Source organism: Streptomyces deserti, assembly GCF_054782695.1.
In genome coordinates this window covers 15,579-32,013 of record NZ_BAAGRZ010000002.1, presented here as the reverse complement: position 1 = coordinate 32,013, position 16,435 = coordinate 15,579, and the positions used below count along the sequence as shown (strand labels likewise).

Below are 16,435 nucleotides of genomic sequence, written 5' to 3'. Positions count from 1 at the left end.
TGCACCGTGACCTCGACCAGCCTGCCGGACAGCCTGATCGCCACCCTCCCCGGCTCGTCCTACACGGACCCGGCGATCTTCGCCCAGGAGCAGGAGCGCATATTCGAGACCATGTGGTTCTGCGTCGCGCGCGCCTCCGAGCTGGCGAAGCCCGGCGCCTTCCGCACCGTCGACGTGGGCCGCGAGAGCATCCTCGTCACCCGGGCGCGTGACAACTCCATCCGTGCGTACTTCAACGTGTGCCGGCACCGCGGAGCCAAGCTCTGCACCGAGGAGACCGGCGAGGTCAAGCGGGCCTTCCAGTGCCCGTACCACGCCTGGACGTACGACCTGAACGGCAAGCTCGTCGCGGCGCCCAACCTCACCAAGATGCCCGACGTCGGCCGCACCGAGTACGGCCTGGTGAGCGTGGCAGTGCGTGAATGGCTCGGTTATGTCTGGGTGTGCCTCGCGGAGAACCCGCCTTCCTTCGAGGAGGAGGTCATCGGTGAGGTCGTCGCCCGCCTCGGCGACGTCGAGTCGATCGAGCGCTACGACATCGAGAACCTCTCCGTCGGCAAGCGGATCGTCTACGACGTGAAGGCGAACTGGAAGCTCATCATCGAGAACTTCATGGAGTGCTACCACTGCGCCACCATCCACCCGGAACTCACCGAAGTCCTCCCGGAGTTCGCGGATGGTTACGCGGCCCAGTACTACGTGGGCCACGGCGCCGAGTTCGGCGAGGACGTCCAGGGCTTCACCGTCGACGGCTCGGAGGGGCTGGACCGCATCCCGGGCGTCGCCGAGGACCAGGACCGCCGCTACTACGCGATCACCGTCAAGCCGCAGGTGTTCATCAACCTCGTCCCCGACCATGTGATCTTCCACCGGATGTATCCGGTGTCCGTGGACCGCACGGTCGTCGAGTGCGACTGGCTCTACCTGCCGCACGTCGTCGAGAGCGGCAAGGACGTCAGCCGGTCCGTGGAACTCTTCGACCGGGTCAACCGTCAGGACTTCGAGGCGTGCGAGCGCACGCAGCCCGGAATGAGCTCCCGGATGTATGCCAAGGGTGGCGTGCTGGTGCCCAGCGAGCACCACATCGGCGCCTTCCACGACTGGGTGAACGAGCGCCTGGGCACCTCTCAGGGGTGACTCAGCCCAGGTAGCCCATCCGGTGGCTGATCTCCTCGGCACCCTTGAGCAGTACCGGGGCGAGCTCGTGCAGGCGCTCCTCGGTGAACCGGTAGGCGGGGCCGGAGGCGCTGAGTGCCGCGATGACCTCGCCGTCCCGGTTGCGGACCGGCGCGGCCATGGCGTGCAGACCGATCTCCAGCTCCTCCAGGGTGAAGGCGTAGCCCCGCTCCCGCGCCTCGGCGAGGTTCTTCTCGAGCTTCGTCTTGGCGGTGATGGTGTGCGGGGTGACCTTCTTCAGGCCGGCGGCGGACAGCAGCGCGGCGCGCTCCTTCGCGGGCAGGTGGGCCAGCAGGATCTTGCCGCTCGACGTGGCGTGCAGCGGAGTCAGCTGGCCGACCCAGTTGTGCGCGGTGACCGCGCCCGGTCCGCGCACCTGGTACAGGTTGATCGCATACTGCTCCTGCATGACGGCGATGTTGACGGTCTCGCCGATCTCCTCGGCGAGGCGTTCGCAGACCGGGCGGCCCTGCTGGGTGATGTCGATACGCCCGGTGACCGCGCCGGCCAGGCGAACGATGCCGAAGCCGAGCCGGTACTTGCCGCGCTCGCCGGCCTGCTCCACCAGACCGCGCGCCTCCAGGGCGCCGAGCAGGCGGAAAGCGGTGGACTTGTGGACGTCGATCTCGCCCGCCACCTCGCTGACGCCCGCTTCGCCACGCTGGGCGAGGATCTCCAGGACGCTGATGGCGCGGTCCACCGACTGCACGCCGCCGGCTTGCGCATTCGACGTTTCTGTGTCAGGGCTGTAGTTGCTCACAGTGAAACTATACGCGCAGTAAACAACACCCTTGCAAGTAACCGGACTGAAATGAAGACCGTGCAGGTTGCGTCGTTCGCAACCTGGTGCGTATGACGCGACTGGGTCTAGCATCCCTCGCATATCTACGGCGCGAGCGAGACGAGGCACCATGGCTCCTGTGCAGTACGACTTCGTCATCGTCGGTGGCGGTTCGGCCGGCAGTGCACTGGCGAACAGACTCTCCGCGGACCCGGCCAACCGGGTGCTGGTCCTGGAGGCAGGCCGGTCGGACTACCCGTGGGATGTCTTCATCCACATGCCCGCGGCGCTGACCTATCCGATCGGCAGCCGGTTCTACGACTGGAAGTACGAGTCCGAGCCCGAGCCCCACATGGGCGGCAGGCGCATCTACCACGCCCGCGGCAAGGTGCTGGGCGGCTCCAGCAGCATCAACGGCATGATCTTCCAGCGCGGCAACCCCATGGACTACGAGCGCTGGGCGGCCGACCCGGGCATGGAGACCTGGGACTACGCACACTGTCTGCCGTACTTCCGGCGCATGGAGAACTGCCTCGCGGCCGACCCCGACGACGAGTTCCGCGGCCACGACGGCCCTCTCGTCCTGGAGCGCGGCCCGGCGACCAACCCGCTCTTCGAAGCCTTCCTCAAAGCCACCCAGGAAGCGGGCTACGCCCCCACCGACGACGTCAACGGCTACCGGCAGGAGGGCTTCGCCAAGTTCGACCGCAACGTCCACCGTGGACGCCGCCTGTCGGCCTCGAAGGCGTACCTCAAGCCCGCGATGAAGCGGCCGAACCTCACCGTCAGGACGCGCGCCCTCGTCACCCGCGTCCTCTTCGAGGGCAAGCGCGCCGTCGGTGTCGAGTTCCAGCGCGGCCGGGGAGCTCTCCAGAAGGTCCGCGCAAGGGAAGTCATCCTCTGTGGCGGCGCCATCAACTCCCCGCAGCTGCTCCAGCTCTCCGGCGTCGGCAACGCCGACGAGCTGCGCGCCCTCGGCATCGACGTCGTCCACGACCTCCCGGGTGTCGGCGAGAACATGCAGGACCACCTGGAGGTCTACGTCCAGTACGCCTGCAAGCAGCCGGTCTCCATGCAGCCGTACATGGCGAAGTGGCGGGCCCCTTTCATCGGCCTGCAGTGGCTGTTCGGGAAGGGACCGGCGGCGACCAACCACTTCGAGGCCGGCGGCTTCGCCCGCAGCAACGAGGACGTGGACTATCCCAACCTGATGTTCCACTTCCTGCCGGTCGCGGTCCGCTACGACGGCTCCTCGCCCGCCGGTGGCCACGGCTACCAGGTGCACGTCGGGCCCATGTACTCGGACGCCATCGGCTCGGTGAAGATCAAGAGCAAGGACCCCCGCGAACACCCGGCGCTGCGCTTCAACTACCTCTCCACCGAGCAGGATCGCCGCGAATGGGTCGAGGCCATCCGCGTGGCCCGCAAGCTCCTCAACCAGCCCGCGCTCGCTCCCTACAACGGTGGGGAGGTCTCGCCCGGACCCGAGGTGGAGACGGACGAGGAGATCCTCGCGTGGGTCGCGAAGGAGGGCGAGACCGCCCTGCACCCGTCCTGCACCTGCAAGATGGGCACCGACGAGATGTCCGTCGTCGACCCGACCAGCATGCGGGTGCACGGCGTGGAGGGCCTGCGCGTGGTGGACGCGTCGGTGATGCCCTACGTCACCAACGGCAACATCTACGCTCCCGTGATGATGATCGCCGAGAAGGCGGCCGACCTGATCCTTGGCAAGGAGCCGCTGGCGCCGTCGAAGGCCGCGTACTACCGCCACCGTGATGCCCAGAAGCAGGCGGGGTAGACGTTGGGTGCCGCAGGGCTCCGGGCGCTGCTCGAAGACGCGAGCGTCCGCTACGAGGTGCTGCCCGCCAAGGCGACCGAGGACAAGGTCCTCGCCCATGTCCCGCGCGACGTCGTCGTCACCGTGACGGCGTCGCCGGTCAAGGGCCTGGAACCGACGCTCGACCTCGCCGGCCGGCTCGCGGCGCACGGCTACCGCGTCGTTCCGCACGTTCCGGCGCGGCTCCTACGGGACGACCTGCACCTGAAGGAGGTCACGGGACGGCTCCGCGAGGCCGGGGTGGACGACGTCTTCGTCCCGGCCGGCGACGCCGACCCGCCTGCCGGGGTCTACGACGGGGCACTGCCGGTACTGCGCAGACTGAGCGAGCTGGGCAGGCCCTTCGCCCGCGTCGGCGTCACCGGCTACCCCGAGAGCCATCCGCTCATCCACGACGACGTCACCATCCAGGCGATGTGGGACAAGCGCGAGCACGCCACGTACATCGTGAGCAACCTCTGCTTCGACCCACGGGTGCTGGGGGAGTGGATCGCTCGTATACGGCGCCGGGACGTCACCCTGCCGGTGCATGTGGGCGTCGCGGGCCCCGTCCAGCGGGCGAAGCTGCTGGCGATGGCCACGAAGATCGGGGTGGGGGAGTCGACGCGCTTCCTGACGAAGCACGCCTCGTGGTTCGTGCGTTTCGCGGCCCCCGGAGGGTATGCACCCGAACGGCTGCTGTCCCGCGTGGAGGAGGCGCTCACCGCTCCCTCGGCGGGCGTGGCCGGTCTGCACCTGTTCACGTTCAACCAGATCGCCGAGACGGAGCGGTGGCGCCGCGCTGTGCTGGACCGGCTGGGCGGCTGAACCCGGGAGAGGGCTGGCACTCGACACCGATGGGAAGCCGACCCGAACCTTCACCAGCACCTCAGGTGACGTCCGCTGGGAGCGGCCGGGGCAGTCCGGCAGCCCGCCGGCGACGTCTTCGAACAGTTGCCGTCGGCGCGGGCCACCTCGTCCAGGAGGACGCCCCCGCGGAACTGACGGCCGCACGCATCGCCTCCCTCCAGCAGCCGCTGTGACCGAGGGGCGGGCCGCCAGGGCCGTATACGAACGGGGGCGGGACCGGATTCCGGTCCCGCCCCCGGTGAGTGCGGCTCAGCGGAAGACCACCGTACGGTTGCCGTCGATCATCACGCGGCTCTCGCTGTGCCACTTCACCGCGTGCGCGAGCACCTGTGCCTCCACGTCCCGCCCGACCGTGACCAGGTCGCCGGGGTCGAGCGAGTGGTCCACCCTGATCACGTCCTGCTCGATGATCTGGCCCTCGTCCAGGTCCGGCGTCACATAGTGCGCCGTCGCGCCGACGAGCTTCACTCCGCGCCGGTAGGCCTGCTCGTAGGGGCGGGCGCCCTTGAAACTGGGGAGGAAGGAGTGGTGGATGTTGATGGCGCGGCCCTCCAGCTCCTTGCACAGGTCGTCGGAGAGGACCTGCATGTAGCGGGCCAGCACCACCAGGTCGATGTCCAGCTCACGCACGAGCTCCAGCAGCCGCGCCTCGGCTTCGGGCTTGGTCTCCTTGGTCACCGGGATGTGGTGGAAGGGGATGCCGTACGTCGCCGCGAGCCCCTCGAAGTCCCGGTGGTTGGAGACGATCGCGGGAATCTCGATGTTGAGGGCGCCGGTGCGTCGGCGGAAGAGCAGGTCGTTCAGGCAGTGGCCGAACCTGGACACCATGATCAGCGTCCGGGTCGGCGTGGCCGCCTCGCTCAGGGCCCAGGAGATGCCGTAGGCCTGGGCCACGGGACCGAACCGGTAACGCAGTTTTTCCAGATCGGCGTTCGGATCGGAAACGTCGAAGTGGACCCTCATGAAGAAACGGCCCTGAAGTCGATCATCGAACTGCTGGCTTTCCAGGATGTTGCCGGAGTTCCTGACGAGAAAGCCGCTCACGGCGTGAACCAGTCCGGCGCTGTCCGGACAGGACAGGGTGAGGACGTACTCACGGCCAGGTTGCGGTCGAGGGGACATAAGCGGCCTCCGTTGGTGCGCAATGCACAACATGGTGAGCGATACGCAACATGGTCGGGTCGGTGCCGCTTGCGGTCAAGGGTGGCCGGGTAAGGGATCGCCTGGCTAAATCGTCATCGGCCAACCTCTTGACGTCTGTCTGGACATTCGCCAGGGTTCCACCACAAGCAATCGGGTGCACGATGCGCAACGAATTTCGGTTGAGAGGCTCGGCGCGTGGCAGACCTGTACGTGGATGGCGAATGGCGGAACCCGGTGGCCGGAGGTCGCCGGGAGATCCGGTGTCCCGCTGACGGCTCGCTCACCGCGACCGTCTCGGAAGGGACACGCCCCGACACCGAGGCGGCGATCGCCGCCGCCCGCCGTGCCTTCGACGAAGGGCACTGGCCGAGCACTCCCGAGCGGGAGCGCGGCGCGCTGCTGCTGCGCACCGCCGACCTCATCGAGCGTGATGCCAAGGAGTTCGCTCGCGCCGAGTCGCTGGACACCGGCAAGCGGCTGGTGGAGAGCGAGTACGACATCGCCGACGTCGTCGCCTGCTTCCGCCACTACGGCGGGCTCGGCGGCACCGACGCCGGACGTGTGATCGACACCGGCCGGGGCGACGCCGTAAGTCGCGTCGTGTACGAGCCGATAGGCGTGTGCGGACTGATCACTCCCTGGAACTACCCGCTGCTGCAGGCCAGTTGGAAGGTCGCCCCGGCCCTGCTCGCCGGCAACACGATCGTCCTCAAGCCCAGCGAGCTCACCCCCTCCACCTCGATCCTGCTGATGAAGGCACTTCAGGAGGCCGGACTCCCGGCCGGCGCCGCGAACCTCGTCCTGGGCACCGGGCCCGAGGTGGGCGCACCCCTCTCCGAAGACCCGGCCGTGGACATGGTCTCCTTCACCGGAGGTCTGGAGACCGGCAAGCGCATCATGGCCACCGCCGCCGCGACGGTGAAGAAGGTCGCGCTGGAACTCGGCGGCAAGAACCCCAACGTCGTCTTCGCCGACGCCGACTTCGCCACGGCCGTGGACTTCGCCCTCACGGCCGTCTTCCTGCACTCGGGGCAGGTCTGCTCGGCCGGCGCCCGGCTGATCGTCGAGGACTCCCTGCACGACCGCTTCGTCGACGAGGTCGTCCGCCGAGCCCGGCAGATCCGTCTCGGCGGCCCCTTCGACCCCGAGGCCGAGACCGGAGCGCTGATCTCCGCACAGCATGTGGAGAAGGTCGAGGCATACGTCGCTGCCGGTCTCGCCGAAGGCGCCGTACTACGCTGCGGCGGCGCACGCCCCGACGACCCCGAGCTGGCGAACGGCCACTTCTACCTGCCCACCGTGCTCGACGAGTGCCGGCAGGACATGCGCGTGGTGCACGAGGAGTCCTTCGGGCCCGTGCTCACCGTGGAGCGCTTCACCGACGAGGACGACGCCGTACGCATCGCCAACGACACCGAGTACGGACTCGCCGGAGCCGTGTGGACGCAGGACGCCGGCAAGGCCCAGCGGGTCGCCCGGCGGCTGCGCCACGGCACGGTGTGGATCAACGACTACCACCCCTATGTGCCGCAAGCGGAATGGGGTGGCTTCGGGCATTCGGGCGTGGGCCGGGAGCTGGGACCGACCGGCCTGAACGAGTACCGAGAGCCCAAACACATCTGGCAGAACATCCGACCCCGGCCGCAGCACTGGTTCCGCGGCTGAACGCCGAAAGAAGGTCGAACGTGACCACACAGACCGAGGTGCCGCAGCGGCGCGGCACGCCCCAGGACTCGGGTCCCACCCCGGTCATATCCGTGCGCAGGCTGTGGAAGGTGTTCGGGCCGAAGGCCGGCCAGGTGCCGGATTCCGGGGAGCTGCGCGGGCTCACCCGCCGCGAGCTCATGGACCGCACCGGATGCACGGCTGCCGTACGAGACGTCCACTTCGACGTCTCGCCCGGCGAGGTCTTCGTCGTCATGGGCCTGTCCGGTTCGGGCAAGTCCACGCTGGTGCGATGTCTGACCCGGCTGATCGAACCCACCGCCGGTGAGATCGTCTTCGAGGGCGAGGACATCCGCGAGGCGGACGCCAAGCGCCTGCGCGATCTGCGGCGGCGGAAGTTCTCCATGGTCTTCCAGCACTTCGGTCTGCTGCCCCACCGCCGCGTCGTCGACAATGTGGCGTTCGGTCTGGAGATCCGGGGCATGGGCAGGACGGAGCGCACCCGGCGGGCGCAAGAGATCATCGAGCTGGTGGGCCTCGCGGGCTACGAGAACTCCTACCCCGACCAGCTGTCCGGCGGTATGCAGCAGCGCGTCGGCCTGGCCCGTGCGCTGGCCGGTGATCCGGACGTGCTCTTCTTCGACGAGCCGTTCTCGGCGCTCGACCCGCTGATCCGGCGCGACATGCAGAACGAGGTCATCCGCCTGCACCACGAGGTCGGCAAGACGATGGTGTTCATCACCCACGACCTCTCCGAGGCGCTCAAGCTGGGCGACCGCATCCTGATCATGCGCGACGGCAAGATGGTCCAGTGCGGCACCGGCGACGAGCTGGTGGGCGCCCCGGCGGACGACTACGTGCGCGAGTTCGTGAAGGATGTGCCGCGCGGCGACGTGCTCACCCTGCGGTGGATCATGCGCCCACTGGAGGACGGCGACGCCCTGGACGGTCCCGAGCTGGGCCCGGACGTCGTGGTGAAGGAGGCCACCCGGGCGGTACTGGCGGCGGACAAGCCGGTCAAGGTCGTCGAGAACGGCGAGCTGCTCGGCATCGTCGGCGACGAGGAGATCCTCGCGGTGGTCGCCGGGCGGGAAGGCGGCGCGTGATGACCGTCGCCGTGGAGAAGACAGAGAAACCGGAGAAGACCCAGGCCGTGGAGCCGGCCGCTCCCGTCAAGAGCGAGCGCAGGGTCAACCGGTCCATGGTGGTGGCCGCGATCCTTCTCGTCTGGCTGGTGCTCTTCGCCCTGCTGCGCGGGAAGCAGACCCTCGCCCTGGCGGCGGCGGACCTGACCGATCTGCACCGGTGGTTCAACGACGTCAACGACTCGATCGGCGCGAACCGCAACTCCAACCCGCTGTTCCTGTACTTCTTCAACGAGATCCGCCTGGTCATCGACACCCTGGTGACCTTCGTTCAGGAGCTGATCTCGCAGCCCTCCGCCGACCGGCCCGTCCCGCAGATCGGGTGGCTCGGTGTCGTCGGCATCGCGGGCTATGTCTCCTGGGCCGTGGGCAACTGGAGGGTCGCGCTGCTGGCGGTGGCCGGCTTCACCTTCCTGGGGCTGCAGGGTCTGTGGCAGGAGAGCATGGACACTCTGGCCCTCACCCTCTCCGCGGTGTTCGTGGCGCTGCTGTTCGCGATTCCGCTGGGTGTGTGGGCGGGGCTGTCCGACCGGTTCAACCGGGTCGTGACACCCTTCCTGGACTTCATGCAGACGATGCCGACCTTCGTCTATCTGGCCCCGCTGACCCTGTTCTTCCTCATCGGCCCGGCCTCCGCCACCATCGCCACCCTGATCTACGCGGCGCCGCCCGCGATCCGCATCACAGCGCACGCCATCCGTTCCGTCCCCAAGACCACGGTCGAGGCGGCCGACTCGCTGGGTGCCACCCGACGGCAGGCCCTGACGAAGGTGCTGCTGCCGATGTCCAAGCGGACCGTGGTCATGGGCGTGAACCAGACCATCATGGCCGCCCTGGCCATGGTGACCATCGCCGCCCTGATCGACGCGCCCGGCCTCGGCAAGACCGTCATCCAGGCACTCCAGACGCTCGACGTCGGCACGGCCTTCAACGCGGGTCTGGCCATCGTGGTCATGGCCATCGTGCTGGACCGGGTCACCACCGCGGCGAGCGCACGCGAGGAGGCGGCCCGGCGTTCGAAGAACCGCTTCCTGGCATGGCGACGCCCGCTGCTGGGGGTGGGCGCGGCGGTCACGGCTGTCCTGGTCTACCTGTCCCACACCTACGTGTGGGGGGCGGAGTTCCCCGGCGAGGGGGGCACCGGCAGCACCATCTCGAGCACGGCGGACAGCGTGACCACCTGGGTGCAGGACAACCTGTCGGGCATCACCAACGCCTTCCGTGACGCCATCACCAACGGCCTGCTCAACCCGTTCCAGGCACTGCTCACGGACTCCCCCTGGTGGCTCGTCGGCGCGGCGCTGATCGCGCTCGCCGTGGTGCTCGGCGGCTGGCGCGCCGGCCTCACCACGGCCGTGTGCGTGGGCCTGCTGGTCGGCACCGGCGTGTGGTCGGACAGCATGACGACGCTGGCGTCGACCCTCGTCGCCACGGTGCTCGTGATGCTGCTCGGCATCGTCTTCGGCGTGTGGATGGGGCGCAGCGCGCTCGTGGACCGGCTGCTCAGGCCCAGCCTGGACGCCGCACAGGTCATGCCGCCGTTCGTGTATCTCGTGCCGTTCCTCGCGCTGTTCGGCGCGACCCGCTTCACGGCGATCGTCGCCGCCGTCGTCTACGCGGCTCCCGTCGCCATGAAGATCATCGCGGACGGCGTACGGAATGTGCCCGCCACCACGGTGGAGGCGGCCACCTCTGCCGGGTGCAACACCTGGCAGATCATCACCAAGGTCCAACTGCCGATGGCACGCGGCGCCCTGACTCTCGCGACCAACCAGGGCCTGATCTACGTGCTGTCGATGGTTGTGGTGGGCGGCCTGGTAGGCGCGGGCGCCCTCGGTTACGACGTCGTGGCCGGCTTCTCGCAGGGACAGCTGTACGGGAAGGGGCTCGCCGCGGGGCTGGCCATCGTCCTTCTCGGAGTCATGTTCGACCGGATCACTCAGGCAGCGGCGCGGCGTACCAGCGCGTAAGGAGCAACTGACCATGGCAAGGCAAGCAAGACAACGGAGAGTCGGCGCGGCCGGCATAGCGGGCGTGGCTGTCCTCGGGATCACCCTCACCGCCTGCGGCGGCGCGAAGGTCGGTGACAGCTCCTCGGAGGCCGGCGGCTCGGGCAGCTCCGGCAAGTGCGGCACCTTCAACCTCGCGGTCAACCCCTGGGTGGGCTACGAGGCCAACGCGGCGGTCATCGCCTACGTCGCGGAGCACGACCTCGGCTGCAAGGTGACCAAGAAGGACCTGAAGGAAGAGATCGCCTGGCAGGGCTTCGGGACGGGCGAGGTCGACGCCGTCGTCGAGAACTGGGGTCACGACGACCTGAAGAAGAAGTACATCACAGGCCAGAAGACCGCCGTCGACGCCGGCCCGACCGGCAACGAAGGCCTCATCGGCTGGTACGTGCCGCCGTGGCTGGCCAAGGAGCACCCGGACATCCTCGACTGGAAGAACCTCAACAAGTACGCGGCCCAGTTCAAGACCTCCGAGTCCGGCGGCAAGGGCCAACTCCTCGACGGTGACCCGTCGTTCGTCACCAACGACGAGGCCCTGGTGAAGAACCTGAAGCTCAACTACAAGGTGGTGTACGCGGGCAGCGAGACCGCCCTCATCCAGGCCTTCCGCAAGGCGGAGAAGGACAAGGAATGGGTGATCGGCTACTTCTACGAGCCGCAGTGGTTCATGTCCGAGGTGCCGCTCAAGAAGGTCAAGCTGCCCGAGTACAAGGCGGGCTGCGACGCCGACGCGGAGAAGGTCGACTGCGACTACCCCGTGTACAAGCTGGACAAGATCGTCAGTGCGAAGTTCGCCAAGTCGGGCAGCCCGGCCTATGACCTGGTGAAGAACTTCAGCTGGACGAACGACGACCAGAACGTCGTGGCGAAGTACATCGCGGTGGACAAGATGACCCCCGAGGCGGCGGCGAAGAAGTGGGTCGAGGCCAACCGCGACAAGGTGGACGCCTGGCTCAAGTAGCGCCGGAAGCCGGGAGCAGGAAGCCGGTCGGAACATGCCCGGTGGGCGGTGCGCACCCCGCGCGCTCCGCCCACCGGGCATTGCCGTGTTCCGGCCCGTTTTCCGAGGTCTCAGGACCCTTGACACCCACCTGTGCGACAGGCACATTGAGTTGCGCAACCTGAATCAAGTTGCGCACACGGCAACTGGATCGGCTCGACTGGTTATCAAACCGGAGGTGCGGCGATGGCGGGACCCCGAGTGGTCATCATCGGAGCGGGAGTCGTTGGCGCGGCACTCGCGGACGAGATCTCCGCGCGAGGCTGGACCGAGGTGACCGTGGTCGACCAGGGCCCGCTCCCCGCCACCGGAGGCTCGACCTCGCACGCCCCGGGCCTGGTCTTCCAGACGAACTCCTCCAAGACCATGACCGAGCTGGCCCGCTACACCGTCGAGAAGTTCTGCTCCCTCGACGTCGACGGCAAGCCCTGCTTCCTGCAGGTCGGCGGGCTGGAAGTGGCGACCACCCCGGAGCGCCTCGCGGAACTGCACCGCCGCCACGGCTGGATCACGGCCTGGGGCATCGAGTCCCGCATCCTGACCTCCGACGAGTGCGTCGAGCAGCACCCGCTGGTCAACCGCGACAAGGTCCTCGGCGGCCTCCTCATCCCGACCGACGGCCTCGCCAAGGCCGTCCTCGCCGTCGAGGCGCAGATCCGCCGGGCCACCGAGCGCGGCGTCCGATTCCTCCCCCGCCACGAGGTCCTCGACGTAATCCAGGCAGATGGCGAAGTGACCGGTGTCCTGACCGACCAGGGCGAGATCCCCGCCGACATCGTCGTGTGCTGCGCCGGCATCTGGGGCCCGAAGATCGCCCGCATGGTCGGCATGAACCTCCCGCTCACCCCGCTCGCCCACCAGTTGGCCTGGACCGGCCCTGTCCCGGCCCTGGCCGGCCAGACCGAGGAGGCGGTCCGCCCGATCCTGCGCCACCAGGACGCCGACCTCTACTACCGCGACCGCTTCGACGGCCTGGGCATCGGCTACTACGGCCACCGCCCGATGCCCATCTCCGCCGACGACATCCTCTCCGTGGACGAGGCCGACCAGATGCCGTCGGTCCTGAAGTTCACCGAGGAGGACTTCGCCGACGCCTGGACCGAGACCCAGTCGCTGCTCCCCGCGACCAAGGAGGCGAAGGTCGAGGAGGGCATCAACGGCCTGTTCTCCTTCACCACCGACAACTTCCCGCTCCTCGGCGAGTCCCCGGACGTCAAGGGATTCTGGGTCGCCGAGGCCGTGTGGGTCACCCACTCCGCGGGCGTGGGCCGGGCGATGGCCGAATGGCTGGTCGACGGCCACTGCACGTCCTTCGACCTGCACGAGTGCGACGTCAACCGCTTCGAGCCGCACCAGCTGTCCCCGGAGTACGTCCTGGCCCGCGACTGCCAGAACTTCGTCGAGGTCTACGACATCCTCCACCCCCTCCAGCCCTCGGGCGACCCGCGCCCGATCCGCACCAGCCCCTTCCACACCCGCCAGCAGGAGCTGGGCGCCTTCTTCCTGGAGGCGAACGGCTGGGAGCGCCCGCAGTGGTACGAGGCCAACGCGCGCCTCGTCGAAGGCCGCAGCATCCCCATGCCCAACGACTGGGCGGCCCAGTTCTGGTCGCCCGTCGTCGGCGCCGAGGCCCAGGTCACCCGCGAGACCGTCGCGATGTACGACATGACGGCCCTCAAGCGCCTGGAGGTGACCGGTCCCGGTGCCGCCGCCTTCCTGGAGCGCCTGTGCACCGGCAAGGTCGCCAAGTCCGTCGGCTCGGTCACGTACACCCTGCTCCTCGACCACGACGGCGGCATCCGCAGCGACATCACCGTCGCCCGCCTCGCCCGCGACCTCTTCCAGGTCGGCGCCAACGGCAACCTGGACCTCGACTGGTTCAGCCGCCACCTCCCCGCCGACGGCACGGTCCAGGTCCGCGACATCACCCCCGGCACCTGCTGCATCGGCCTGTGGGGCCCGCTCGCCCGCAAGGTCCTGCAACCCCTGACGGACGAGGACTTCTCGAACGACGGCCTGAAGTACTTCCGCGCCAAGCGCGCCTACATCGGCAGCGTCCCGGTCACCGCGATGAGGCTGTCGTACGTCGGCGAGCTCGGCTGGGAGCTCTACACCACCGCCGACCAGGGCCTGAAGCTGTGGGACACCCTGTGGCAGGCGGCGGGGCCCCTCGGCGGCGTCATCGCGGGCCGCGGCGCCTTCAACAGCCTCCGGCTGGAGAAGGGCTACCGCTCCTTCGGCACCGACATGACCTACGAGCACGACCCCTACGAGGCCGGCGTCGGCTTCGCCGTCAAGCTCGACAAGGACGACTTCATCGGCAAGGCCGCGCTGGAGCGCCGTAAGGAAAACGTGCGGCGCAGGCTGACCTGCCTCACCATCGACGACCCGCGGTCGGTCGTCATGGGCAAGGAGCCGGTGTACGACGGCGACCGCGCCGTCGGCTACGTCACCAGCGCCGCCTACGGCTACACGATCGGCAAGGGCATCGCCTACGCGTGGCTCCCGGCGGAGCTGGCCACGCCCGGTACGCCCGTGCGTATCGGCTACTTCGACCAGCGCATCGAGGCGGTCGTCGCCGAGGAGCCCCTGTTCGACCCCACCATGTCCCGCCTCCGTGGCTGACACCCAGCGTCGACTCCGAGGGAAGGAACACCGCCGGTGAACGCACAGCTGCTCGACGGCAAGGCGACCGCCGCCGACATTCGCCGCGAACTCGCCGAGCGCGTGGCCAAGTTGACCGCGAATGGTGGTCGGCCGCCCGGTCTCGGTACGGTCCTGGTCGGTGACGACCCCGGCAGCCGTGCCTATGTGGGCGGCAAGCACAGGGACTGCGCGCAGGTGGGCATCGCCTCGATCCGTCGGGAGCTGCCCTCCGACGCGAGCCAGCGGCAGGTCGAGGACGTCATCGACGAGCTCAACGCCGATCCGGCCTGTACCGGCTACATCGTTCAGCTCCCGCTCCCGCGCCATCTGGACGCGAACGCCGTGCTGGAGCGCATGGACCCGGCCAAGGACGCCGACGGCCTGCACCCCGTCAACCTCGGCCGGCTCGTCCTGGGCGTCGAGGCCCCGCTGCCGTGCACCCCGCGCGGCATCGTCGAACTGCTCCGCCGCCACGACGTGCCGATCGCCGGGGCGCGGGTGTGCGTGATCGGCCGGGGCATCACGGTCGGACGCCCCATCGGCCTCCTCCTCACCCGCCGCTCCGAGAACGCCACCGTGACCCTCTGCCACACCGGCACCAAGGGCCTGGCCTGGCACGTACGCGAGGCGGACATCGTCGTCGCGGCCGCCGGCTCGCCCGGGCTGGTCACGAAGGACATGCTGCGCCCCGGTGCGGCGGTCCTGGACGTCGGTATCACCCGCTCCGACCACGGGCTGGTCGGCGATGTGCACCCGGACGCCGCCCAGGTCGCCGGATGGCTCGCCCCCATGCCCGGGGGCGTGGGCCCCATGACCCGGGCGATGTTGCTCGCCAACGTCGTCGAGGCCGCCGAGAGGAACGCCACCGCCGCATGAACGCCGCAATCCCCAAGTACCCGCGGTATCCGCACCGTTCAGAAGACCTGTCAGAAGACGGAGACGTCCGATGAGCCCCCGCACCCCCGGCGCCGACCTCCCCGACCACCCCGACTGGCTGTGGCGTACGCCGGAGCCGAAGCGGTCGTACGACGTAGTGATCGTCGGCGGCGGCGGACACGGCCTGGCGACCGCCCACTACCTGGCGAAGAACCACGGCATCACCAATGTCGCCGTGCTGGAGAAGGGCTGGCTCGCGGGCGGCAACATGGCCCGCAACACCACGATCATCCGCTCCAACTACCTGTGGGACGAGAGCGCCGGCATCTACGAGCACGCGCTCAAGCTGTGGGAGGGGCTGGCCGAGGAACTCGACTACCCGATCCTCTTCTCGCAGCGCGGCGTGCTCAACCTCGCGCACAGCCTGCAGGACGTCCGCGACAGTGTGCGTCGCGTGGAGGCGAACCGTCTCAACGGCGTGGACGCGGAGTGGCTCGACGCGGACGGCGTCAAGGACGTCTGCCCGATCGTCAACATCTCACCGGACGTGCGCTACCCGGTCCTGGGCGCCACCTACCAGCCGCGCGCCGGCATCGCCAAGCACGACCACGTCGCCTGGGGCCTGGCCCGGTCGGCGGACGCGGCGGGCATCGACATCATCCAGAACTGCGAGGTCACCGGCCTGGATGTGGTCGGCAACCGGGTGGTCGGCGTCCGGACGAACCTCGGCCCCATCGCGGCGGGCAAGGTGGCGCTCTGCTCGGCGGGCCACACCTCGGTCCTCGCCGCCATGGCGGGCATCGAACTCCCCCTCCAGAGCCACCCCTTGCAGGCCCTGGTCTCGGAGCTCCTGGAGCCGGTGCACCCGACGGTCGTCATGTCCAACGCCGTCCACGTGTACGTCAGCCAGGCGCACAAGGGCGAGCTGGTGATGGGCGCGGGCATCGACTCGTACAACTCCTACACCCAGCGCGGCGCCTTCCACATCATCGAAGAGCAGATGTCGGCGGCCCTGGAGCTCTTCCCGGTCTTCGCCCGCGCCCACGTCCTGCGCACCTGGGGCGGCATCGTCGACGTCAGCCCCGACGCCTCGCCGATCATCGGGCTCACCCCCGTCGACAACCTCTACCTCAACTGCGGCTGGGGAACCGGCGGTTTCAAGGCCACCCCGGGCGTCGGCTGGGTCTACGCGCACACCATCGCCCACGACAGCCCTCACCCGCTCAACGCCCCCTTCTCGCTCGACCGTTTCACCACCGGCGCGCTCGTCGACGAGCACGGCGCGGCCGCGGTGGCCCACTAGGG

General features: G+C 68.9%; 12 protein-coding genes. 10 read left to right on the top strand and 2 right to left on the bottom strand.

Going from position 1 to position 16,435, the window contains the following annotated elements; genetic code table 11:
- The first annotated feature begins 6 nt into the window (after positions 1-6).
- The gene (locus tag ACYVMZ_RS06410; RefSeq protein ID WP_461076443.1) at positions 7-1,137 is read left to right on the top strand and encodes an aromatic ring-hydroxylating oxygenase subunit alpha; all 1,131 of its coding nucleotides are present in this window, start codon (positions 7-9) and stop codon (positions 1,135-1,137) included.
- A 1-nt stretch (position 1,138) separates the two neighbouring features.
- Here ACYVMZ_RS06410 and ACYVMZ_RS06405 read toward each other — a convergent pair whose 3' ends face one another.
- Complete coding sequence (locus ACYVMZ_RS06405; RefSeq protein ID WP_461076441.1) at positions 1,139-1,885, bottom strand: IclR family transcriptional regulator; 747 nt, start codon at positions 1,883-1,885, stop codon at positions 1,139-1,141.
- A gap of 202 nt (positions 1,886-2,087) precedes the next feature.
- Here ACYVMZ_RS06405 and betA point away from each other — a divergent pair, with 202 nt between their 5' ends.
- Both betA and ACYVMZ_RS06395 read left to right on the top strand, forming a co-directional pair.
- Positions 2,088-3,758, top strand: a complete 1,671-nt coding sequence (gene betA, locus ACYVMZ_RS06400; protein ID WP_461076439.1) for a choline dehydrogenase — start codon at positions 2,088-2,090, stop codon at positions 3,756-3,758.
- A gap of 3 nt (positions 3,759-3,761) precedes the next feature.
- Entirely contained in the window at positions 3,762-4,604 is an 843-nt protein-coding gene (locus ACYVMZ_RS06395; protein ID WP_461076437.1) for a methylenetetrahydrofolate reductase, read from the top strand.
- Positions 4,605-4,895: 291 nt separating this feature from the next.
- On the opposite strand, the gene purU is transcribed toward ACYVMZ_RS06395, so the two are convergent.
- On the bottom strand, positions 4,896-5,768 hold the full coding sequence (gene purU / locus ACYVMZ_RS06390) for a formyltetrahydrofolate deformylase (protein ID WP_461076435.1): 873 nt from the start codon (positions 5,766-5,768) through the stop codon (positions 4,896-4,898).
- Positions 5,769-5,984: 216 nt separating this feature from the next.
- On the opposite strand from purU, the gene ACYVMZ_RS06385 reads away from it, so the two are divergent.
- From ACYVMZ_RS06385 to ACYVMZ_RS06355, 7 genes are all read left to right on the top strand, one after another.
- Complete coding sequence (locus ACYVMZ_RS06385) at positions 5,985-7,454, top strand: aldehyde dehydrogenase family protein (RefSeq protein ID WP_461076433.1); 1,470 nt, start codon at positions 5,985-5,987, stop codon at positions 7,452-7,454.
- A 20-nt stretch (positions 7,455-7,474) separates the two neighbouring features.
- Positions 7,475-8,560: a quaternary amine ABC transporter ATP-binding protein gene (locus tag ACYVMZ_RS06380; RefSeq protein ID WP_461076431.1), complete on the top strand. Its 1,086-nt coding sequence runs from the start codon at positions 7,475-7,477 to the stop codon at positions 8,558-8,560.
- On the top strand, positions 8,560-10,569 hold the full coding sequence (locus ACYVMZ_RS06375) for an ABC transporter permease (RefSeq protein ID WP_461076429.1): 2,010 nt from the start codon (positions 8,560-8,562) through the stop codon (positions 10,567-10,569). The genes ACYVMZ_RS06380 and ACYVMZ_RS06375 overlap by 1 nt, the downstream gene beginning before the upstream one ends.
- A gap of 13 nt (positions 10,570-10,582) precedes the next feature.
- Positions 10,583-11,569: an ABC transporter substrate-binding protein gene (locus ACYVMZ_RS06370; RefSeq protein ID WP_461076427.1), complete on the top strand. Its 987-nt coding sequence runs from the start codon at positions 10,583-10,585 to the stop codon at positions 11,567-11,569.
- A 225-nt stretch (positions 11,570-11,794) separates the two neighbouring features.
- Complete coding sequence (locus ACYVMZ_RS06365; RefSeq protein WP_461076425.1) at positions 11,795-14,233, top strand: GcvT family protein; 2,439 nt, start codon at positions 11,795-11,797, stop codon at positions 14,231-14,233.
- Positions 14,234-14,269: 36 nt separating this feature from the next.
- Positions 14,270-15,130 (top strand): bifunctional methylenetetrahydrofolate dehydrogenase/methenyltetrahydrofolate cyclohydrolase, encoded by an 861-nt coding sequence (locus tag ACYVMZ_RS06360; protein WP_461076423.1) that lies wholly within the window; start codon positions 14,270-14,272, stop codon positions 15,128-15,130.
- 70 nt (positions 15,131-15,200) lie between these two features.
- The gene (locus ACYVMZ_RS06355; RefSeq protein ID WP_461076421.1) at positions 15,201-16,433 is read left to right on the top strand and encodes a sarcosine oxidase subunit beta family protein; all 1,233 of its coding nucleotides are present in this window, start codon (positions 15,201-15,203) and stop codon (positions 16,431-16,433) included.
- Positions 16,434-16,435: the final 2 nt, after the last annotated feature.